Source organism: Brachybacterium sp. SYSU DS0246 (genome assembly GCF_059391765.1).
The window spans coordinates 112507-133178 of the sequence record NZ_JBZXYT010000008.1; the positions used below are offsets into that span (position 1 = coordinate 112507).

The following is a 20672-nucleotide window of genomic DNA, read 5'->3' on the forward strand; positions in this document are numbered from 1 at the left end:
GGATCCCCTGGTCAGGCGGGAACGCGGCGCTGGGTCTCACTCCTCCCAGCGCACCTCGTCGGCGTCCTTGTCGGGCCGGAACCCTCGCCAGACGGGGTGGCGCAGCCGGCCGTCCCCGGTCCGCTCGGTGTACTGCACCTCGCCGACGAGATCCGCGCGCACCCACTGGACGTCGCGGCTGTCCGCCGCGGGCACGTCGTCCGCGGGTGGAGTCTTGCGGGTGCGGGAGCGGAGTGTGCCGGCGGCCTTCTCGAGATCGCGTTCGGTGAAACCGGTGCCGACGCGCCCGGCGTAGCTCAGCTCGCCGTCGGCGTCCGGCACGGCGATCAGCAGCGATCCGATGGTGCCCGAGCGGGCCCCTTTCCCTTCCCGCCAGCCGATGACGACCACCTCCTGGTGGCGCTCGTTCTTGATCTTGATCCAGGTGCGGCTGCGTTTTCCGGCCCGGTAGGTGCCGTCCTCCTTCTTCGCCATCACGCCTTCGAGCTGCAGCTGCTTGGACAGCTGGATCGCGTGGTCCACGTCGCCGTGGTCGGCGTGGGGCAGCTGGACGTGCTCGGCGGGTTCGGCGACCTCGTACAGCGCGTCGCGGCGCTCGCGGTACGGGGCGCGCAGCAGGGATTCGCCGCCGCGCACCAGCAGGTCGAACAGCATCACGTGGGCCTCGACCTCCTGCCGGGCGCGTTCGACGTCCCGTTCGCGCGTGAGCCCGAGCCGCTGCTGCAGGCGGGAGAAGGAGGGGCGGTCCTGGGCGTCGAGGGCCACGATCTCGCCGTCGAAGACGGTCTCGCCCTCGGCGAGGACATCGGGGTCGACGACCTCGCGCAGCTCCTGGAGCTCGGGGAAGGCATCGGTCGTGTCGTGCCCGTTGCGGCTGGTCAGGCGCACGGCGTCCTCGGTGACGGTGGCGATCACGCGGACGCCGTCCCACTTCATCTCGAAGGCCCACTCGTCCTCGTCGCGGATGTCGTCGCGGCTTCCCAGGGTGGCGAGCATGGGCGAGATCGGCTCGCTCATCTCCGTCGCGGACGAGGAGCGGCCCCGGGAGGCACCCTTCCTCGTCGAGTCCTTGGCCGCGTCGCCCTCCTCGGCCTTCCTCGTGCGCTTGTTCTTGCTCGTGCTCGTGCTCGTGCTCGTGCTCTCGCGATCGTCCTTGTTCTTGCTCTTGCTCTTGCTCGTGCTCTCGGGCTTGTCGGTGCTCTTGCCCTTGTCCTTGCCCTTGCTCGTGGACGCTCGCTTCGAGCCCGCCGCGTCGTCCTCGTCGGGCTGGTCCTTCATCAGATGCAGCAGCCAGTTGGAGTCGGCCTCCTCCTTCGCGGCAGGGGTCTTCTTCTTCCCGCCCATGCCGCCGGTCTGGATGAACGCGTAGCGCCGGGGCACCCCGCCGAGACCACCGTCCTCACGGCCGTGGCAGATCGCGATGACCTCCTTGCCCTCGCGCCACTTCTCGATCTCGATGGTGCCGGCATCCCAGATCGTGACCTCTCCCCCGCCGTACTCCTCCTTCGGGATCGTGCCCTCGAAGGTGCCGTACTCCAGGGGGTGGTCCTCCGTCTGGACGGCGAGACGGTTCACGTCGACCTCGAGCGGCGGACCCTTGGGCACCGCCCAGGAGACCAGCACGCCCTCGTGCTGAAGCCGGAAGTCCCAGTGCAGGCGGGAGGCGTGATGCTCCTGGATGACGAACATCGGCTCGTCGGCATCCAGGGCGTCCTGGGCATCCTCGGAGGCGCCCGGACTCGCCTCGGGCACGGGCTCGGGCGTCTTGTCGGGGTCCCGCTTGGAGCGGTAGACCTCCAGCCAGTCCCGGGCGCGATCGGCCGACGGGGAGTCGTCCTCGCCGGACCCGTCGTCGCCGGCGTCCTCGCCGTAGCCCAGCGGGGCGATCGGGTCGAGGCCGTCCTCGACGCGCTCGAGCACCTCCTCGAACTCGAGGTGGTCGAGGTCCGGGTCCTCGATCTCCTCCCAGGTGCGCGGCGCGGCGACCGTCGGCCGCAGTCGCCCGCGCAGGGAGTAGGGGCACACGGTGGTCTTCTTGCCGTTGTTCTGGGACCAGTCCACCAGCACCTTGCCCTCGCGCAGGGACTTCTTCATGTCGCTGACGACGTGGTCGGGATGATCCGCCTCCAGGGCGCGGGCCAGCTGGTGGGCGACGTCGGAGACCTCCTCGGAGGTGCTGGTGCCATCCAGGGGCGCGTACAGGTGGATGCCCTTGGACCCGGAGGTGACCGGGACGGCGTCCAGGCCCATGTCCGTGAGGATCTCGCGGCACCACTGGGCCACCCGCGCGCAGTCGGCCAGCTCCGCGCCCTTGCCGGGATCGAGGTCGAGCACCAGGCGGTCGGGGTTTGCCGGTTCGAGGTCGTCGTCGAAGCGCCACTGCGGGGTATGGATCTCCAGGGCGGCCAGCTGGGCGAGCCAGACCAGCACCGCGGTCTCGTCGACCAAGGGGTAGGTCGAGGGCCCGTCGCTGTGCTCGATATCCGCCCGCGGCATCCAGTCGGGCGCGAAGTCCTCCAGGTCCTTGCGGAAGAAGACCTTGCCGGGATCGTCCTCGGTGCCGACCCCGTCGACCCATCGCTTGCGGGTCGCCGGACGCCGCGTGGCCTGCGGGATCAGCACCGGGGCGACGCGCCGGTAGTAGTCGATCACCTCGCCCTTGGTGGTGCCCGTGGACGGATAGAAGACCTTGTCGAGATTGGACAGGCGCAGCTCGCGCCCCTCGACCTCGACCCGCTGTTCTCCGGTAGCCATGGGGACACTGTGCCGCAGGTCATGCGATCCGTCACGAGGATCCCCTGCGAGCTGCCCGCTCACGAGTCCGCGTCGGCCGGCTCCTCGGGCCCGGGCTCCCATCGCAGCAGATCCCCGGGCTGGCACTGAAGCACCTCGCACAGCGCCTCCAGCGTGGAGAAGCGCACCGCCTTGGCGCGGCCGTTCTTGAGCACGGCGAGATTGGCGGGGGTGATGCCGATGCGCTCGGCGAGGTGCCCGACGGACATCTTGCGGCGCGCGAGCATCACGTCGATGTCGACGACGATCGCCATCAGATGACCTCGTCGAGCTCGGACTGCAGATTCCGCGCCCTGGCGAGGGCCTCGGTGGCCTGGGCCAGCAGCTGGCGCTGGACGTAGACCACCAGCGCGACCCCGGCGATCACCAGGGACGCGCCGCACAGGAGGCCCACGAGGCCGGGAGCCACCTCGTCCCCGGGCGTGGTGCGGTTGGCGACGGCGGCGATCACCGCGATCGCGAACGGGAAGAGTGCCTCGACGGCGATGGCGCCGATGATGAGGTCGACGTAGCGGAACGAGCGGCGGGAGAAGACCCGGCCGCGGCGCACCAGAGTCAGCAGTCGCAGGATGCTCACGCCCACGACCTGCAGCGCGAGCACGGCCAGCACGGCGATCCCGGTCAGGAGCGTCGCCGTGAGCGCGGAGACCCCCGATCCGGTCATGTCCCGCCACAGCAGCGGCACGATGACGAGCTGGACCGCGAGCGCTCCGGCGAGCGCGAGCCAGATGATGACCCGCAGGACCTGGACGCTGATCGTGCCCATGACACCTCCTTTATCGAACGACGGCAACAATCTATCGTTTATCGATGGGCTTGGCAAGCGATCGGCGGGCAGCGGGCAGCGGCAGGCGGCCGCTGGGCGAGGCAGACGCCCCGGGCGGAGGAACTGACGGCACCCGCCGACCTACCGACCGTCACTGGTCCGGTGCGCCGACGTCGTGGTGTGATGGAGTATGCGCGCGATATGGAGCGGTGAGATCACGTTCGGACTCGTGAACGTGCCGGTGAAGCTGTATGGAGCGACCCGGTCGCACGACGTCTCCCTGCACCAGGTCCACGATGAGGACCACGGCCGGATCCGCTACAAGCGGGTGTGCGAGGTGTGCGGCCGCGAGATCGACTACGACCACATCGAGAAGGCCTACGACGACGGCGACAAGACCGTGATCCTCACCGACGAGGAGCTGGATTCCCTGCCGGCCGAGGACAACGACGAGATCGACGTGGTCCAGTTCGTGCCCGACGAGCAGATCGATCCCATCCTGCTGGGCACCTCCTACTTCCTCGAGCCCGTCGGCCGCTCATCGAAGGCCTACGTGCTGCTGCACAGCACGCTCGAGGACACCGAGCGCACTGCGGTGGTCACGTTCACGCTGCGCACCCGGACGCGCCTGGGAGTGCTGCGTATTCGCGATGACCTGCTGGTGCTGCAGACGCTGCGCTGGCCGGAGGACCTGCGCGAGGCGGATTTCGGCCCTTCGAAGTCGAAGGTCAGCAAGAAGGAGAAGACGATGTCCGCCGCGCTGGTCGAGCAGTTCAGCGGCGACTTCGAGCCCGAGCAGTTCACCGACGAGTACCAGGCTCAGCTGCAGGAGCTGGTGGACGCCAAGCTCGAGGAGGGCGACACGGTCGATACTGACGAGACCTTCGGCGAGGAGCGCGCGCAGCAGGAGGAGAAGGAGGACGGGAAGGTCCTCTCCCTCATGGACGCTCTGGAGCGCAGCGTGCAGAAGCGACGCGGAGGCGGGACGGCCGGCGAGGACTCGGGTGACGAGGCCGGAGACGATAAGGACGGCGCCGACTCCGACGAGAGCAAGGGCTCCTCTAGCCGGGGCCGGAAGCGCTCCAGCAGCAAGAGCTCTGGGGACAAGAGCTCTGGGGACAAGAGCTCGAGCAGCAAGAGTTCGGGGTCCAAGAGTTCCGGCAGCAGGAAGTCCGGATCTAACAGCTCCAGCTCCAGCTCGAAGAAGTCGGACTCGAGCTCGACGTCCAAGAAGTCCACATCGAAGAGCTCCGGCTCCAAGAGTTCCGGCTCCAAGGGCTCGTCGAAGAGTTCGAAGAAGAAGGCTTCCTGACTCAGCGCAGGGTCTCGGCGAGCTGTGCCGCCGTCAGCTCGCGGTCGGCCAGCACGAGGCGGATAGCGTGCGGATCCGGGTTCCCGGCGTCCGGCGCACGATGGCGCAGCGTGAGGCCGACCTTCTCGGCCACCCGGCGCGAGGCCGTGTTGTGCTCGAGCAGGTATGCCACCACCGGGATCTCGGGGCGATGCGCCCTCGCCGCCTCCAGCGCCGCCCGCGATACTTCCGTGGCGTACCCATGTCCATGGGCCTCCGGAGCGAAGCGATAGCCGAGGTTCCAGAAGGCATCCGCGGCAGACGCGCCCAGCAGACGGCAGCCGGCGTGCCCGATGAAGGTACGGCTCTCCGCCTCCCGCACCATCCACGGACCAAGGCCGTCGCTTTCCCACGCTGTGATCCAGCGACCCAGCATCGCGCCCGTCGTGGACGGTTCCGTATGGCGCAGGGAGGGGAAGTGCGTCCACACGCGCGGGTCCGCGTAGATCTCATGCAGGGGCTCGATGTCCTCCATGGTGGGGACGTCGAGGAGGAGACGATCGGTGCGCTGCGATCGCCCGGTGTGCGATGACAGGGGACGTGGAGACGACTGGTGAACCCGTTGCGAAGTGTCCTGTGAAGAAGAATTCTGCGAGTCCACGGCCCCACCTTCTCACCCAGCACCGTCCCCCGATCTACCGACGCGCACTGCTCGGAGCCCTAGCTGCTACTTGATCCCGGTGCTCGAGATCCCCTGGACGAACTGCCGCTGGAAGACCAGGAACACCGCCAGGATCGGCAGCACCGTGATGGTTGCGACCGCCATCACCGCTCCCCACGGTGAGGCGAAGGCCGGGTTGTTCGTCAGGGTCGACAGCGCCACGGGGACCGTGAAGCTCTCGTTGCCCTGCAGTACGACCATCGGCCACAGGAAGTCGTTCCAGCGGGTCATGAACGCGAGGATCACCAGCACTCCGACCAGCGGCCCCGAGGTCGGCAGCACGACGGATAAGAATGCCCGGAACTCCCCGGCACCATCGACCCTGGCCGCCTCGATCAGAGCGTCGGGCACACCGAGCATGAACTGGCGGGCGATGAAGATTCCGACCACGTCGAAGGCGGTGGGCAGGATGACCGCCCACGGCGAGTCGACCAGTCCCAGCCGGGCGACGACCAGGAAGGACGGCACGAGCGTGACCTGGATCGGGATCATGATGGTCACCATGAACGCGGCATAGAGGATTCCCTTGCCGGTGAAGCGGAACTTGGCCAGGGCATACCCGGCCCCCAGCGAGACGACGACCGAGAGCGCCGTGGTCACGCACGAGATCAGCAGGGAGTTGCCGATCCACCTCCACACCGGCTGGGTCGAGAACACCTCGGTGTAGTTCGACAGCGTGGGCTGATCGGGCCAGAGGTAGAACTCGGCGCTCTGGGACTGGCCCCCCGGGGTCAGTGCGGAGACCACCATCCAGTACAGCGGGAAGACCATGAGCGCGGCGAGGATCGCGAGGACTGCGAACAGCAGCCAGTGCCGCCGCGGGCGGGTGCTCCTCAGCCCGGACCGGTCACCCTCCCCCGGCGAGACGGCACGGGGCCTCGGCGTGGTCATCGTGCTCATAGGAAGCTCTCCGCTCGCTTGGTGGCTCGCTGGCGCAGCAGCGTGAAGATCAGCAGGATCGCGACCAGGACGAGGCCCAGCGCCGCGGCGTAGCCCATCCGGGCGTCCTGGAACGCAGAACGGAACACGTACTGGATCAGCACGGTGGTGGAGAAGCCGGGCCCTCCCCCGGTCATCACGTAGATGATGTCGAAGGCCTGCAGGGAGAACACGACGTTGAGGATCAGCAGGATCGACGTGGTCGGCGTGAGCATTGGGATCGTGACCGATCGCAGCCGCGCCCACTTGCCCGCGCCGTCGATCGAGGCTGCCTCCTTGACCTCTCGGGGGATGGACTGCAGCGCACCGAGGTAGATCACCATGCAGAATCCGATACGGGTCCACACCACCACGATGATCAGCGTGAACATGGCCATGCTGGGTGAGGTCAGCCAGGGCATCCTGCCCAGGCCCAGCAGCTCCAGGAAGTTGTTGGCGACGCCGTAATCGGTGTTGAAGATCCACGACATCACGACGCCCACGACCACTCCGGCCGCGACCATCGGCACGAAGAACATCGCGCGCAGCACTCCCCTGCCGACGAGCGGCCGATTCAGCGCGATGGCGAGCGCCAGTCCGATGATCATCGCCGTGGGCACGGTGCCGACGGTGAAGATCACGGTGTTCACCAGGGCTGTGCGGAACAGGGCGTCCGAACCCATCTGGGCGAAGTTGTCCACGCCGACCCATTCGCCATCGCCGAGGGTCTGGGTGTCCTGGAAGCTCAACGTGATCGCGATGATGATCGGGATCAACGAGAAGGCGGCGAACAGCAGCGCCGCCGGGCCGACGAACACATAGGGTGCCAGGCGGCCCCGGTTGGGCCGGGGCCGCTCCGCCGCAGGCCCGGGGGCGGTCACGGCGGACGGTTCGACCGCGGTGTCGATCGTGGAGTCAGCGGGATGTGACACTGCGCATCGCCTCCATCATCTGTGCGGAGGTCTCCTGCGGCGTGAGCTCGCCGAGCAGACACAGGTCCAGGTAGTCGGCGAACACGGTGTTCAGAGAGCTGAAGAACTCTCCGGACTGCGCCTTGACCATGGACAGCGGGATGGTGGTGCCCTGGTCGATGAACCGCTGCATGACCTCGGAGTGGTCGGCGTAGTCGATCGCGGCCGCATCCAGTGAGGTCCGCGAGGGGATCCAGTTGCCTTCGTGGCAGAACTCGCGGATGTTCTCGCGGCTGGTCATGTACGCCACCAACTCGGCGGCGAGCTCCGGGTTCTTCGAGGACCGCGTCACGGCGAGCGCGTTGCCGCCGAGGTCCGAGGCCTCCCCGACGTTCCTGATCATCGGGGCGGTCCCCCACTGGCCCGGTTTCGCCTCGTCGAAGGGGGCGATGGCCTCCGGGTTGGTGAGCACCATGCCGATCTGCCCGGTGCTGAAGAGGTCGTGGGCGACCGGCCCACCCCCGGATTTGCTCATGTTGCTGGGGCTGACGAGCCCGTCGGCGTACCAGCGCCTGCCGAACTCGAGGGCGCCGATGGCTTCCTCGGTGTCCATGGACGGGGTGAGCCCGTCCTCTCCGAGGAAGGCACCGCCGTTCTGATAGATCAGCGGCATCCAGCGGTACGCCGTCTCCGATCCGCTCCAGCCGTAGCCGAAGGCATAGCTGCCGGTCACCTGCTTCACCTCGGCCGCGATCTCGAGGAACTCGTCCCAGTTCCAGGCGTCCTCCAGTGCGGTCGGGGGCTGCACGCCGATCTGGTCCATGACGTCCCGGTCATAGAAGGTGATGAAGTTGTCGGTGTGCTGGAAGATCCCGAAGATGCCGTTCTCCCGCTCCCCGATCGCCCAGAACGGGTCCGACCAGTCCTCGCGGTAGTCAGCTGGGATCGCACCGGAGAGATCGACCAGGCTGCCGTTGGCGGCGTACCGGCCGATCTGCTGCGGGGTGATCCGGATGATGTCGGGGGCCAGATCTGCGGCCAGGCGCGTGATGAACCACTGGTGGAAGGCACCGGTGGTCACCTCCACCGCCACCGAGGTGCCCGGATGGTCCGCGACGAAGCGGTCGGCGATGCTCTGGTACGTCTCCAGATCCGTGGGAATGTTCCAGGACGACAGCCGCAGGTGCTGCGTACCGGTGTCGCCGCCGCCGCAGGCGGCGAGCGCACCGGCCATGGAGATGCCGGCGACCGCCAGGATCTGGCGCCGACCGGGTCGGATTCTGTTCACGCTGTCACTCTCCTTTGAGTCGCGGACCCTCACGTGCGGCGGGCGCTCACCTCACCCCGTGCTCCCCTGCCCCTCGGCGCAGCGGCTCCGGCAACAGCTCTTCATTCGCGGCCAGCAGCTCCTCGGTCATCGCGCGGGCCTGGTCGAGGGTCACCTGCGCGGCGGTCAGCGGGTCCAGCGCCACGGCGTGGTGGACGTGCTCGACGTCGCCGTCCAGGGCGGCGCGCACCGCGAGGGTCTGCACATTGACGTTGGTGCGGTTGACCGCGGCGAGCTGCGGGGGCAGCTGCCCGATCGCGGTGGGCTGGACCCCGCGCGCATCGACCAGGCAGGGCACCTCGACGCAGGTATCGGCGGGGAGGTTCTCGATCAGTGCGCCGTGGTTGGGCACGTTGCCGTGTATGACGCTCGGCGTGCCGGTGACGATCGAGTTGATGATCTGGGCGCCGTACTCGAGAGAGGGGGCGAGCTCGGCCTTGAGCTTGGTGAGCTGGCCGTCGATGTCGCCCTGGTCGTCATGGGCGGCGCAGATCTCGTAGTAATCCCAGCGCTCGGGGATGAACTCGCGGACCAGATCGGGGTTCTTGCGGAAGTAGGGCAGGTATTCGGAGGCGTGGTGGCTGGATTCGGTCTGGAAGTAGCCGAAGGCCTCCATGATCGCGGTGCGGACCTGCTCGTTGCCGCCCTCGTAGGTGCTGGCGGTCTCGGCGGCCTCGCTGTGGTCGCCGTCGTCTCCGGCGAGCTCGGCGGCAGCGCGGCCGCGCTGGTGTCGCGCTGCCATCACCTCGCGCAGCCTCGGGTAGAGGTCCTCCTGGCCGTGCATGAACTCGAGGATCCAGGCCTGATGGTTGATGCCGGCGCAGCGGTAGGAGATCTCCTCGTAGGGCACCTCGAGAGTGCGCGCCAGCATGCGGGTGGTGCCCTGGACGCTGTGGCAGAGGCCGACGGTACGCAGCCCCTTGGTGTTCAGGAACGCCGTCGCCATCGCCATCGGGTTGGCGTAGTTGATGAACGTCGCCTGCGGGCACACCTCGAGGGCGTCGGCGGCGATCGCCTCATAGGCGGGCACGGATCGCAGGAAGCGGAACACACCGCCGGGGCCGACGGTGTCGCCGACGGTCTGGTCGATGCCGTACTTCCGCGGGATCTCGACGTCGTGCCGGTAGGACTCCACGCCGCCCACCTGGAAGGTGATGATGACGATGTCGGCCCCCTCCAGGGCGGCGCGACGGTCGGTGGTCTCCTCGATGGTGGTCGGGAAGCCGTGGTGATCGACGAGTTCGCGGGCGGCGCGGGCGACCGGACCGAGCTTGTCGGGGTTGATGTCCATCAGGCACAGCGTCGCCTCGCGCAGCGCCGGGAAGCTGAGGATGTCCCCGATCAGGCGGAAGGGGAACACGAAGCCACCGGCACCGATGATCGTGATCTTCGGGGCGGGCAGGAACGTCCGGTCGGCCGACGGGGCGGTCGCGGGCTGCGCGGCGGGCGACGTGGAGGAAGCGGATGAGGGGGCGGGCGCGGAGGACGGCACTGTCGAAGTCATGCGTTCACGCTAGGCAGTGGGCTCCCGGAGTTCTCGCGTCATCCTGCGCGGAACTTCCAGGATCCTTCGATCCCGGGCGTACAGTGCGGCCATGACGACGCAGTCATTCACGCCCGATCCGGTCATCACGCAGGAACCGGCCCTGTGGTGCCGACGCGGCACCCCGCCGCGCATGGAATCCATGCACCGCCACAACGACATCGAGCTCAATGTGGTCCTCAGCGGACAGCTGCGGTATCTGATCTCCGGCCGCCAGCTGGTCGTCCCGGCGGGGCACATCGCGATGTTCTGGGCCGCGCAGCCGCACGGCCTGGTCGGGTCGTGTCCGGGTGACGTGTGCTGGGTGCACGTGCCGCTGTCCACGGCGCTGTCGTGGAACCTTCCCCAGCAGGAGTTCGCCGAGCTGGCCCGTATGGAGCCGCTGGTGATCGAGGCGGGGGCACTGGGCCGCCGGCTGGAGCAGATGGTCTCAACCTGGCTCGAGGAGTACCGCGACCCGGAGCAGGCGGAGATCGCCCTGCTCGAGATCCAGGCGATGATCCGCCGGGTCGTGCGCTCCGGCGCCGCCACGGCGGGGCATGCCGGCCAGGGTGCCGCCGAGCCGGAACACGCCGACCGCGATCCGACGTGCCACAGCAGTCGCCACGGCCTGGCAGGCGCGGCTGATGAGCCCGCGCCGTCTGAGCCCGCACCGTCGCCTCGTGCCCGGCACGTCATGGAGATGGCGCAGTTCGTGGTCGCCTCCTTCCGGGAGGAGCTGACGGTGGGCGAGATCGCCGCGGCGGTGCATCTGACGCCCTCGCATGCGATGACGGTCTTCCGCCGCGCGGTGGGGGTGACGCTCGGGGACTACGTGACCATGTGCCGGGTCGCGGAGGCGCAGCGGCTGCTGCTGACCACGTCGATGACGTCGGCCCAGATCGCCGCGGCCTCCGGGTTCGGTTCACTCAGCAGCTACTACGCGCACGTCACCGCCGCCTGCGGGATGCCGCCGCGGGAATACCGCCGCCTCGCGGGATAGGCCGCGACCGCTTCGCGCGCGGAGCCGTCGCCGCCTCCGGCATGTGCAGTGAGTCGCCCGCTCAGCTCTCCTCGAGGCTGCTGGCGGACCGCTGCTCCTCGCGCACCTCGCGCAGCATCTCCAGAGCGTCCGTGAGATCCGCCTGCAACGTCGAGACCTGGGCTCGCAGCTCGGTCAGCTCGTGATGCGCCGGTGCGGGGCGCTCCTCATGCGCGGCGACGCTCTCCTCATGCGCCGGCGCCGTGCCCGCCTCGTGTCCCGGTGCTGGGCCCGACTCATGCGCGGCGACCTGCTCGGGCCAGGCCTCGGGGTTGTCGCGCAGGTGCTGCATGGAATCGACGATGACGGCGACGAACAGGTTCAGCACCGTGAAGGCGGCCAGCAGGATGAACGGGATGAAGAAGGCCCATGCCCACGGATGGGTCTCCATCACCGGGCGTACGATCCCCATCGACCAGCTCTCCAGCGTGAGCACCTGGAAGAGGGTGTACGCGGAATCGCCCATGCTGCCGAACCACTGCGGGTGGGTCTGGCCGAACATGGAGGTGGCCATCACCGAGCCGATGTAGAAGATCAGCCCCAGCAGCGCACCGATCGAGGCGAGGCCCGGGATGGCGCCGGCCAGCGCCTCGATGACGAACCGCAGCCGCTTCACGAGCGAGATCAGACGCAGCACCCGCAGCGTGCGCAGCACCGAGAGCCCGCCGGATTCCGGGATGAGCGCGATCGCGACCACGATCAGGTCGAAGACGTTCCAGCCGGAGCGGAAGAAGCGTCCGCCCTTGGCGACGAGCTTCAGGGCGAGCTCGATGACGAACACCGTCAGGCACACCGAGTCCAGCACCGTGAGCAGGGCGTCGCCGCGGCCGTGCCCCCAGGGCGTGGTCTGCAGGCCGAGGATCGCCGCGTTGGCGAGGATGACACCGACGACCAGACGCTGCACGGACGCGTGCTCGACGAAGCCGTCGACGCGTTCGCGCCATCCGACCCCCGATGACTCTGATGACGTCATCACCTGTTCCGACCCCTCCTGCTGGGAGGCCTCGACACGGCCCCGCCCGGTTCGTCGTCCCCCGGGGCTCACCGTCACCCGCGAGGAGCATTCACCGCGTCAGGGTACTGGGCGAGGTCCGGCATGTCCTGGGTGCCTCCGGCCCGTCGCAGCGCCTCGTCCGCATGCTCGTCAGGGCGAACGCTCCCAGCACACCGGCTGATAAGTTCGCCGCCACGATCCGCCATCGGCCGAAGGAGCCCCTCATGACCGTCGTCGTCACCGCCGTGTTCTACCCCAAGCCCGACAGGAAGCAGGATCTCGCCGACGCCATGCAGCGCGGGATCGCCGCCGTGCACGAGGAGAAGGGCTGCGAGCTCTACGCCATCCACGACGCCGAGGACGGCACGATCACCATGATCGAGAAGTGGACGAGCGCGGAGGATCTCGGCACGCACGCCGGCGGAGAGGCCGTGACGCTGCTGAACGAGGACATCGCCGACCTCATCGAGAAGCCGACGCTGGTGACCCGCATGACCCCGATCGCCGCCGGCACGGAGGCCCAGGGCCAGCTCTGAGGCCGACTCTTCCCTCAGCAGCAGTCGTGCGGGTCCTGGTGCGGCTCGATCTCCCCGGTCAGCGCCGCGACCGGTTGCTTGCACGCGTCACCGCGCCAGGCTTCCAGCCCCTCGCGCACGGCGAAGGCGGCGATCACGAACGCGGCGACCGCGTCGGCCCACCCCCAGCCCAGCACGCTGTTGAGCACCAGCCCGATCAGCACCGCCGCCGAGAGGTACGCGCAGATCAGGGTCTGCTTGGAGTCGGAGACGGCCGACGGTGAGCCCAGCTCCATGCCGGTGCGGCGCTCGAACCAGGAGAAGGCCGGCATGATGATCACGCTGACCGCGGCGAGTGCGATGCCGACGCTCGAATGCTCCGCCGCGTCCACACTCAGCAGTGACCTGGTCGCATCGACCGTCACGAACGCGGCCAGCGCGAAGAAGGACACGGCGATCACGCGCAGCGCCACCTGTTCACGCTTGTCAGGATCGGGCCCGGCGAACTGCCACGCCACGGCCGCGGCGGAGAGCACCTCGACGATCGAGTCGAGCCCGAACCCCACCAAGGCGGCCGACGAGGCGATCCGCCCGGCAGTCAGGGCCACGACGGCCTCGATGACGTTGTAGGTGATCGTCGCCGCGACGATCCAGCGGATCCGGCGCTGCAGGACGGCGCGGCGCGCGGCATCCGGGCCGGTCGTGGTCACAGGCATCGGCACTCCTCTCCCGTGCAGCACTCGGGGTCCAGGGCGAGGCATGCACGCAGCATCTCGCTGAGCGCGCCGGCCAGGCGGGGATCGGCGAGCCGGTACCAGACCCGTCGGCCCTCGCGCTCCCGCTCGACGAGCCCGCATCCGCGCAGGCACGCGAGCTGGTTCGACATCACCTGGCGGGAGACGCCCAGGGCGTCGGCCAGGTCACTGGGCAGGGCCGGGGCCTCCCGCAGCGCCAGCAGGATGCGGGCGCGGGTGTCGTCGGCCAGCGCATATCCCAGCCGGGCCAGCGAGGCGGTGTGGGTGCGGTCAGCGGTCTCGATCACGCGAGAGACAATACACGCTTCTCTGTACTGTGAGGTTCTGCTCGTCTCGCGGCCGCTTGTGCCCGGCGCCGCGGAACGTGCCGGTGAGGCGGTGCGTCCAGGGGCGATGGACGGCATAGACTCGGCGGCACCGGCAGGTTCCTTCCCGTGATTCCCCGCGGATCATCGCTCCGCCTCGGGCACCCCTGCCGCCCGGCACGCCGACCGGCGCGCCGCACGTCCCACCGTGGCGACGCCGCGTCGCCACCGCTGTCTACGAGGACATGTGATGACCACAGCTACCGAGGCGCCCCGCAGTTTCTCCCCGCGCGTGGCCCTGCAGAAGGTCGGCACCTCCCTGTCGAACATGGTGATGCCGAACATCCCCGCCCTGATCGCCTGGGGCATCCTCACCGCGTTCTTCATCCCCGAGGGCTGGACGCCGAACGAGCCGCTGGCCAGCGTCGTCGGCCCGATGATCCACTACCTGCTGCCGCTGCTGATCGCCAACACCGGTGGCCGGATGATCTACGAGGCGCGCGGTGCCGTGGTCGGCGTCATCGCCACCATGGGCGTCATCGCCGGCTCGGATTGGCTGATCGACCAGGAGAACGCCCGCGCGCTGGAGCAGTGGCTCGCGGGTGGCAACCCTGAGTCCGAGTTCCAGGCCCTGGGTCAGGTGCACATGTTCATCGGCGCCATGATCATGGCGCCGCTGGCCGCATGGGTGATGAAGAAGCTCGACCAGCTGTGGCAGGAGCGCATCCCCGCGGGCTTCGAGATGCTCGTGAACATGTTCTCCGCCGGCATCGTCGGCTTCCTCCTGCTGGTCGCCGGCTTCTTCGGCCTCGCCCCGCTGGTCAACGGCCTGATGAACCTGCTCTCAGCCGGCGTGGAGTCCCTGGTCAACGCCCACCTGCTGCCGCTGGTCTCGATCCTCATCGAACCCGCCAAGGTCTTCTTCCTCAACAACGCCATCAATCACGGCGTCCTCACCCCGCTGGGCCTCAGCGAAGTCGGACAGAACGGGAAGTCCGTCCTGTTCCTGCTGGAGGCGAACCCCGGCCCGGGCGTCGGCATCCTGCTGGCCTACACCTTCTTCGGCCGGGGCGCGGCCCGTGCTTCCGCCCCTGGCGCGACCATCATCCAGTTCTTCGGCGGCATCCACGAGATCTACTTCCCCTACGTGCTCATGAAGCCCGTTCTGATCCTCGCCGCCATCGGCGGTGGCATGGCCGGCGTCGCGGTCAACGTCCTGTTCGAGACCGGTTTGAGGGCACCGGCGGCTCCGGGCTCGATCTTCGCGATCTTCGTCGTGGCAGCGCGCGACTCGTACCTGGGCATCTCCCTGGCGGTGCTGGCCGCAACCGCGGTGAGCTTCGCACTCTCGGCGCTGCTGCTGCGCATGGGCGCGCAGGACGACGGGGACATCGCCGGCGCCACCGCCAAGATGGAGCAGATGAAGGGCAAGAAGTCCTCGGTCTCGGGCGCCCTCACCGGTGTCGGTGCGGGGGCCGCCGCCGTCGCAGGCGCGACCGACGCCTCCGGTCACACCGGGCCCATCCAGCGGATCGTCTTCGCCTGCGACGCCGGCATGGGCTCCTCGGCCATGGGTGCGACGGTGCTGCGCAAGAAGGTGCGCGCGGCCGGTTTCGAGGAGGTGGAGGTCACCAACAAGGCCATCTCGAGCCTGTCCGACGAGTGGGACGTGGTGGTCACCCAGAAGGAGCTGACCGACCGTGCCCGTCAGCGCACCGGCTCGGCCGTCCACGTCAGCGTCGACCAGTTCATGAACTCGCCGCGCTACGACGAGGTGGTCGACCTGGTCGAGCAGCGCAACAATCCCGATGCCGCGCCAGAGAGCGGCACTGCGGCCGCGGCCGTCCAGGCCCCGGAGGCGGGCGCATCCGATGCCGACCCTGACGCCGACGCCGCCGAGCCGGAGATCCTCTCCCCCGCCAGCATCGTCCTCTCCGGCAGCGCGACGGACTCCGCCTCCGGCATCGACGAGGCCGGCGGCCTGCTGGTCACCGCAGGGGCCGTGGACGAGGGCTACATCGCCGCGATGCACGACCGGGAGGCCTCCGTCTCGACGTTCATGGGCAACGGCCTGGCCATCCCCCACGGCACCAACGAGGCGAAGTCCACCATCAAGCGCTCGGCCATGTCGTTCGTCCGCTACCCCGGCGGCATCGACTGGAACGGCAACGAGACGAAGTTCGTCATCGGGATCGCCGGGGTCGGCGACGAGCACCTCACCCTGCTCCAGAAGGTCGCCATGACCTTCTCCGACCCCGCCCAGGTCACCCGCCTGGAAGAGGCCACCACGGCCGAGGAGATCCTGGCCATCTTCAGCGACGACGAGGAGTGATCAGACCATGAAGGCAGTGCATTTCGGAGCAGGGAACATCGGCCGCGGGTTCGTGGGTCTGCTGCTGCACGAGGCAGGGTACGAGGTGGTCTTCGCCGACGTCGCGGACGAGCTCATCGCCTCGCTGCAGGAGGCGGATTCGTACGCGGTCCGCACCGTCGGCCAGAGCCCGGACGAGACCGTGGTCGACGGCTTCCGAGCGATCAACTCCACGAAGGATGCCGACGCGCTGACGGCGGAGATCGCCTCGGCCGACGTCGTCACCACGGCCGTGGGCGCGCACATCCTGCGCTTCGTCGCCCCGGCGATCGCCGCCGGTATCGCGGCCCGCCCCGACGGGGCACCCCGGGTCGCGGTGATGGCGTGCGAGAACGCGCTGAACGCCACCGATCTGCTGGAGCAGGAGATCCGCGCCGGCTACCAGGGTGAGGATCTCGAGGACAAGGCTCTGTTCGCGAACACGGCCGTGGACCGGATCGTCCCGGTCCAGCCCGCAGGGACGGGCCTGGACGTGATCGTCGAGGACTTCCACGAGTGGGCAGTGGACCGCCGTCCCTTCGATGGCCACGAGCCGGACATCCCCGGCATCACCTGGGTCGAGGATCTGGGCCCCTACATCGAGCGCAAGCTCTTCACCGTCAACACCGGCCACGCCACCGCCGCCTGGCACGGCTGGGCGGCGGGGCACGCGCGGATCGCCGATGCCGTCTCCGACAGCCGGGTCCACGGCCGCGTCAAGGCCGTGCTCTCCGAGACCTCCGCACTGCTGGTGGCCAAGCACGGTTTCGACGAGGACACGCAGGCCGAGTACGCGGCCAAGGCCATGAATCGCTTCGCCAACCCGCACCTGCCGGACCCCGTCGAGCGGGTGGGACGAGCGCCGCTGCGCAAACTCTCCCGGCACGAACGGATCATCGGCCCGGCCGCGGAGCTCGCCGAGCTGGGCCTGGGCACCGATGGGCTCCTGGCCTCGTTCTCCGCCGCCCTCGCCTTCACACCGGACGGAGACGACGAGGCCGACCGGCTGCAGGAGATCCTCCGCTCCCAGGGTCCCGAGAGCGCCGCCACCGCGATCACGGGACTCGAGGAGTCGCATCCGCTGTTCGCACAGGTGCGGGACGCCATCGCGGCCCGGCAGTCCGCGCTCTGAGCGGATATATTCCACACCGCACCCATACGCACCGGCGCGGGACCTCGCGCCGAGAGACCGTCGCGACCCCGCGGCGGCCCATCGAAAGGCAGAGAACATGGCAGAGCGTACCGTCACGATCGCCAGCGCCTCCGGGCTCCACGCACGCCCCGCAGGGATCTTCGCGCAGGCCGCCGGCGAACAGCCTGCGACCGTGACCATCGAGAAGGTCGGCGGCAATGCCGTGCAGGCCTCCAGCATGCTGATGCTGATGACCCTGGGTGCTGCGCAGGGCGACGAGGTCACGCTGCGCGCCGAGGGCGAGGGTGCCGAGGAGTCGGTCAACGCGCTGGCGGATCTGCTCGAGAAGGACCTCGACGCCCAGGAGTGAGGCGCGGTCCACGGCAGCCTGGGCCTGCCGCCAGACCCGGTCGGCCCCGGCCAGGCAGGCAGGCCCGGTAGGCCACGACCGGCACCGGCACCGGCACCGGCACAACTAATTGGCCGTCAGCGCAGGAGCACGACCCATATCGGGGGTGACTCGACGCTGACGGCCAATTTTTGTCGAAGCCCGGGAGGCTGGTACCCGGGCATAGAGGCTGGTGCCCGGGCATGGAGGCTGGAGTTCGCGCCCCGGCGCTGGGTCTCAGCCCGTCACAGCCCCAGCTCGCCGAGGACCGGCAGGCCGGCACGGACAGCGTGCTGGGCCTCCTCGGCGGTGCGGGCGGCCACCGCCTTCGCGGCCAGCTCCTTGGCCTGAGCCAGGTCCACCGTCGAGAGCACTCTGGCGACGGCCGGCAGGGAGCGCGGGGTCATCGACAGGCTGTTGACGCCCAGGCCCACGAGCACCACAGCCAGCCCCGGGTCGCCGGCGGCCTCGCCGCAGACGCCGACGGGCTTGTTCGCGCTCTCCCCGAAGGCGTCCGGGTCCCCTCCGGCGGCGCGTGCCCCGTCGCAGCTGGCCTTGACCAGGGACAGGACCGCGGGCTGCCACGGGTTGTTCAAGTGCGCGAGGGATCCCAGCTGGCGGTCCGCCGCCATCGTGTACTGGGTGAGGTCGTTGGTGCCGATCGAGACGAAGTCGCACGCACTCAGATGGCGGTCCGCGGTGATCGCGGCGGACGGCGTCTCGACCATGATCCCGGCCGGGCTCAGGCCGCGCTCGGCGCACAGGGCCGCGAAGTCCTCGGTCTCGGTGACCGTAGCGATCATGGGCGCCATCACCCAGGGCTTCGCGTCTGTCTCCTTCGCCGCGGCGGCGATCGCGTCGAGCTGATTGGTCAGCACGGAGCGCTTCGTCCAGGAGGTGCGGTAGGCGCGCACGCCCAGGGCCGGGTTCGGCTCGTCGGCCTCGGTGAGGAAGGGCAGCGGCTTGTCGGCGCCCGCATCGATCGTGCGCACCACGACCTTCTTGCCGGGCAGGTGGGCGAAGGCCTCGGCGTAGGCGCCGGTCTGCTCGGCGACGGAGGGCTCGTCCTCGCGGTCCAGGAACAGGAACTCGGTGCGGAACAGGCCGACGCCGTCGGCGTTGGCGGCGGCGGCCTTCTCGGCGTCGGCGGCGCCGCCGATGTTGGCCAGCAGCTGGACGCGGGTGCCATCGGTCAGCACTGCCCCGCCGCCTTCGTAGGTCAGCGGGTTCTTCTGCAGCTCGCTCCAGGCGGCGGCGAAGCGGTGGTGCTCGTCGGTGACGTCGTCGGTGATGGTGCCGAATCCGGCGTCGACGAACACCTCGGTGCCGTCGGCGATGTCGTGGATGCCCTGGGCGGCGACGATCGCCGGCAGTCCGAGCTGGCGGGCGAGGATCGCGGTGTGGGACTGCGGACCGCCGTCCGAGGTGATCAGGGCCAGGACGCGCTCGGGGTCGAGGGTCGCGGTGTCGGCCGGGGCGAGATCGACAGCGGTCAGCACGAACGGCTCCTCGGCGTCAGGGATGCCGGGAGCCTGTTCGCCGCACAGCTCGGCGACGATGCGGGCCCGCACGTCGCGCACGTCCGTGGCGCGCTCTGCCATATAACCGCCGAGGCCCTCGAGCATGGTGGCCACCTGGTCACCGGCCTCCCACACGGCGCGGGCCGGGGACTTGCCGTCGGAGATCACGAAGCCCTGGGCGGTCTGGGACAGGGACGGATCGGCGGCCATCTGGGCGGTGGCCTCGAGGATCTGCTTGCCGTCGGCCGAGGCGCGCTCGGCCAGCCGGGTCAGCGCGGCCTGCACGGCGGCGGCCGCCTCGGGGATGCGGGCAGCCTCGGCGGAGGGGTCCGCGCCCTCGGGCAGCTTCTCGTTCGCGGGCGGCTCCGCGACCGGCGGTGCCATCGATCGGACGGGGCCGACCACGCGGCCGGGGCTGACGGCAACACCTGTGTACTGGGCCATCGCTGACTTCTCCTTCGGGCGTCCTGGTGAGGTGTCGCAGGGGGCGGCAGGCACCCCCGTCACGCCGAGAGTGCCCGCGCGACCTCGAACGACGACACGCTCATGCTACGCGTCGGGCAGCACGTTCCAGGCGGGGGTGGGCGGGGCGCGGCAAGCCTGGGCGGGGCAGGCGGAGCCGGGCGGCAGGTTCCAGGCGGGGGCGGGCGCAGCCGGGCGGACCTGCCCGGGCACGTGCGCCAGTTTGGAGCCAGCATGTGCACCGATAGCTCTATATAGCGCCTACGTGTGCACATACTGGCTCCAATTCGAGCCAATCCACCTCGCAAGGCTCTCGAGCCGGTCCGCGAGGCGACCCGTGGTCCGTTCCGCAGGCCGCGGCCAGAACCGATGACCCCGACCCGCGGGCCAGGCCATGACCCGTGGCCGCGGCGAAAGCCCAGGCAGCGGCGGCAGCGGTGGCAACAGCCGAAGGCGGAGGGTGCGGTGTCTTGGTTCAGGACATCGGAATGGGATGTCTCGGGACATCGGCATAGCGTGTTGCAGGACATCGGCATGAGTCTCAGGCATGTCGAAGCGTCGGTTGGTGGTCACTGCTGTCCTTGCTGGGTCCTCGCAGTCGGAGGTCGCACGCACCTACGGGGTCTCTCAGGGCTGGATCAGCAGACTCATGGCCCGGTATCGTACCGAGGGCGAGGCCGTGTTCGAGCCGTCTTCGCGTCGGCCGCACCACAGCCCGACGGCAGTTCCCGCGGCCCAGGTCGAGGTGATCGTGGCCCTGCGGGAGCGGCTGCTCGAGGAGGGCCTGGATGCCGGCGCGGACTCCATCCGCTGGCACCTGGAGCACCGTCACTACCTCGTGATCTCTCGTGCGACCGTGCACCGGATCCTCGTCCGTCAGGGCCTGGTGACCCCGGAGCCGAAGAAACGACCGAGGTCCTCCTACATCCGTTTCGCCGCGGCGATGCCGAACCAGTGCTG

19 protein-coding genes are annotated in these 20672 nt (G+C 69.3%); 7 read left to right on the plus strand and 12 right to left on the minus strand.

Translation table 11 applies throughout. The features are described from left to right. Window positions 1-36 precede the first annotated feature (36 nt). From AC5020_RS05825 to AC5020_RS05835, 3 genes are read right to left on the minus strand one after another with little or no spacing between them, the layout of a single operon-like run. Window positions 37-2754 carry an ATP-dependent DNA ligase gene (locus tag AC5020_RS05825; RefSeq protein ID WP_464987552.1) on the minus strand — a complete coding sequence of 906 codons (2718 nt, stop codon included), beginning with the start codon at window positions 2752-2754 and terminating at the stop codon, window positions 37-39. A 59-nt stretch (window positions 2755-2813) separates the two neighbouring features. Continuing rightward, the gene (locus tag AC5020_RS05830; protein ID WP_377016031.1) at window positions 2814-3047 is read right to left on the minus strand and encodes a helix-turn-helix domain-containing protein; all 234 of its coding nucleotides are present in this window, start codon (window positions 3045-3047) and stop codon (window positions 2814-2816) included. Continuing rightward, window positions 3047-3559, minus strand: coding sequence for a DUF2975 domain-containing protein (locus AC5020_RS05835; RefSeq protein WP_464987553.1), 513 nt, complete (start codon window positions 3557-3559; stop codon window positions 3047-3049). Before AC5020_RS05835 ends, AC5020_RS05830 begins: the two co-directional genes overlap by 1 nt. Window positions 3560-3749: 190 nt before the next feature. Between AC5020_RS05835 and ku the strand changes: the two genes are divergently transcribed. Further along, window positions 3750-4871 (plus strand): non-homologous end joining protein Ku, encoded by a 1122-nt coding sequence (gene ku, locus AC5020_RS05840; protein WP_464987554.1) that lies wholly within the window; start codon window positions 3750-3752, stop codon window positions 4869-4871. Window position 4872: 1 nt separating this feature from the next. On the opposite strand, the gene AC5020_RS05845 is transcribed toward ku, so the two are convergent. From AC5020_RS05845 to AC5020_RS05865, 5 genes are all read right to left on the minus strand, one after another. Beyond that, a complete protein-coding gene (locus AC5020_RS05845) occupies window positions 4873-5445 on the minus strand; it encodes a GNAT family N-acetyltransferase (RefSeq protein ID WP_494564399.1) in 573 nt (190 codons plus the stop codon). A gap of 132 nt (window positions 5446-5577) precedes the next feature. Further along, window positions 5578-6471 (minus strand): carbohydrate ABC transporter permease, encoded by an 894-nt coding sequence (locus AC5020_RS05850; RefSeq protein WP_464987556.1) that lies wholly within the window; start codon window positions 6469-6471, stop codon window positions 5578-5580. Beyond that, a complete protein-coding gene (locus AC5020_RS05855; RefSeq protein WP_464987557.1) occupies window positions 6468-7421 on the minus strand; it encodes a carbohydrate ABC transporter permease in 954 nt (317 codons plus the stop codon). Before AC5020_RS05855 ends, AC5020_RS05850 begins: the two co-directional genes overlap by 4 nt. Further along, entirely contained in the window at window positions 7405-8688 is a 1284-nt protein-coding gene (locus tag AC5020_RS05860) for an ABC transporter substrate-binding protein (protein WP_464987558.1), read from the minus strand. The genes AC5020_RS05855 and AC5020_RS05860 overlap by 17 nt, the downstream gene beginning before the upstream one ends. A gap of 46 nt (window positions 8689-8734) precedes the next feature. Next, the gene (locus AC5020_RS05865; RefSeq protein WP_464987559.1) at window positions 8735-10231 is read right to left on the minus strand and encodes an alpha-glucosidase/alpha-galactosidase; all 1497 of its coding nucleotides are present in this window, start codon (window positions 10229-10231) and stop codon (window positions 8735-8737) included. Window positions 10232-10322: 91 nt separating this feature from the next. On the opposite strand from AC5020_RS05865, the gene AC5020_RS05870 reads away from it, so the two are divergent. Beyond that, window positions 10323-11252 carry a helix-turn-helix domain-containing protein gene (locus AC5020_RS05870; RefSeq protein ID WP_464987560.1) on the plus strand — a complete coding sequence of 310 codons (930 nt, stop codon included), beginning with the start codon at window positions 10323-10325 and terminating at the stop codon, window positions 11250-11252. 61 nt (window positions 11253-11313) lie between these two features. On the opposite strand, the gene AC5020_RS05875 is transcribed toward AC5020_RS05870, so the two are convergent. Continuing rightward, window positions 11314-12264: an ion transporter gene (locus AC5020_RS05875; protein ID WP_464987561.1), complete on the minus strand. Its 951-nt coding sequence runs from the start codon at window positions 12262-12264 to the stop codon at window positions 11314-11316. A 245-nt stretch (window positions 12265-12509) separates the two neighbouring features. Here AC5020_RS05875 and AC5020_RS05880 point away from each other — a divergent pair, with 245 nt between their 5' ends. After that, a complete protein-coding gene (locus AC5020_RS05880; RefSeq protein ID WP_464987562.1) occupies window positions 12510-12821 on the plus strand; it encodes a putative quinol monooxygenase in 312 nt (103 codons plus the stop codon). A gap of 14 nt (window positions 12822-12835) precedes the next feature. Here the strand turns inward: AC5020_RS05880 and AC5020_RS05885 are convergent, their stop codons facing one another. Together AC5020_RS05885 and AC5020_RS05890 are read right to left on the minus strand one after the other, a co-directional pair. Next, entirely contained in the window at window positions 12836-13516 is a 681-nt protein-coding gene (locus AC5020_RS05885) for a cation efflux transmembrane domain-containing protein (protein WP_464987563.1), read from the minus strand. After that, window positions 13507-13839, minus strand: a complete 333-nt coding sequence (locus tag AC5020_RS05890) for an ArsR/SmtB family transcription factor (protein ID WP_377016371.1) — start codon at window positions 13837-13839, stop codon at window positions 13507-13509. Before AC5020_RS05890 ends, AC5020_RS05885 begins: the two co-directional genes overlap by 10 nt. A gap of 271 nt (window positions 13840-14110) precedes the next feature. Here AC5020_RS05890 and AC5020_RS05895 point away from each other — a divergent pair, with 271 nt between their 5' ends. From AC5020_RS05895 to AC5020_RS05905, 3 genes are all read left to right on the plus strand, one after another. Continuing rightward, window positions 14111-16192 (plus strand): PTS sugar transporter subunit IIA, encoded by a 2082-nt coding sequence (locus AC5020_RS05895; RefSeq protein ID WP_464987565.1) that lies wholly within the window; start codon window positions 14111-14113, stop codon window positions 16190-16192. A gap of 7 nt (window positions 16193-16199) precedes the next feature. Continuing rightward, on the plus strand, window positions 16200-17342 hold the full coding sequence (locus AC5020_RS05900; RefSeq protein WP_464987566.1) for a mannitol-1-phosphate 5-dehydrogenase: 1143 nt from the start codon (window positions 16200-16202) through the stop codon (window positions 17340-17342). A 97-nt stretch (window positions 17343-17439) separates the two neighbouring features. Further along, the gene (locus AC5020_RS05905; protein ID WP_377015994.1) at window positions 17440-17712 is read left to right on the plus strand and encodes an HPr family phosphocarrier protein; all 273 of its coding nucleotides are present in this window, start codon (window positions 17440-17442) and stop codon (window positions 17710-17712) included. A 263-nt stretch (window positions 17713-17975) separates the two neighbouring features. Here AC5020_RS05905 and ptsP read toward each other — a convergent pair whose 3' ends face one another. Further along, complete coding sequence (ptsP, locus tag AC5020_RS05910; RefSeq protein WP_464987567.1) at window positions 17976-19694, minus strand: phosphoenolpyruvate--protein phosphotransferase; 1719 nt, start codon at window positions 19692-19694, stop codon at window positions 17976-17978. A gap of 565 nt (window positions 19695-20259) precedes the next feature. Here ptsP and AC5020_RS05915 point away from each other — a divergent pair. Further along, on the plus strand, window positions 20260-20672 hold a 413-nt coding region (locus AC5020_RS05915), incomplete at its 3' end, for a helix-turn-helix domain-containing protein (RefSeq protein WP_464987568.1).

Coding starts and splice junctions, on each gene's coding strand:
- AC5020_RS05870 (WP_464987560.1), top strand. CDS start 10,323: ATGACGACGCAGTCATTCACGCCCGATCCGGTCATCACGCAGGAACCG.
- AC5020_RS05900 (WP_464987566.1), top strand. CDS start 16,200: ATGAAGGCAGTGCATTTCGGAGCAGGGAACATCGGCCGCGGGTTCGTG.
- ku (WP_464987554.1), top strand. CDS start 3,750: ATGCGCGCGATATGGAGCGGTGAGATCACGTTCGGACTCGTGAACGTG.
- ptsP (WP_464987567.1), bottom strand. CDS start 19,694: ATGGCCCAGTACACAGGTGTTGCCGTCAGCCCCGGCCGCGTGGTCGGC.
- AC5020_RS05830 (WP_377016031.1), bottom strand. CDS start 3,047: ATGGCGATCGTCGTCGACATCGACGTGATGCTCGCGCGCCGCAAGATG.
- AC5020_RS05850 (WP_464987556.1), bottom strand. CDS start 6,471: ATGAGCACGATGACCACGCCGAGGCCCCGTGCCGTCTCGCCGGGGGAG.
- AC5020_RS05885 (WP_464987563.1), bottom strand. CDS start 13,516: ATGCCTGTGACCACGACCGGCCCGGATGCCGCGCGCCGCGCCGTCCTG.
- AC5020_RS05880 (WP_464987562.1), top strand. CDS start 12,510: ATGACCGTCGTCGTCACCGCCGTGTTCTACCCCAAGCCCGACAGGAAG.
- AC5020_RS05905 (WP_377015994.1), top strand. CDS start 17,440: ATGGCAGAGCGTACCGTCACGATCGCCAGCGCCTCCGGGCTCCACGCA.
- AC5020_RS05875 (WP_464987561.1), bottom strand. CDS start 12,264: ATGACGTCATCAGAGTCATCGGGGGTCGGATGGCGCGAACGCGTCGAC.
- AC5020_RS05865 (WP_464987559.1), bottom strand. CDS start 10,231: ATGACTTCGACAGTGCCGTCCTCCGCGCCCGCCCCCTCATCCGCTTCC.
- AC5020_RS05825 (WP_464987552.1), bottom strand. CDS start 2,754: ATGGCTACCGGAGAACAGCGGGTCGAGGTCGAGGGGCGCGAGCTGCGC.
- AC5020_RS05895 (WP_464987565.1), top strand. CDS start 14,111: ATGACCACAGCTACCGAGGCGCCCCGCAGTTTCTCCCCGCGCGTGGCC.
- AC5020_RS05835 (WP_464987553.1), bottom strand. CDS start 3,559: ATGGGCACGATCAGCGTCCAGGTCCTGCGGGTCATCATCTGGCTCGCG.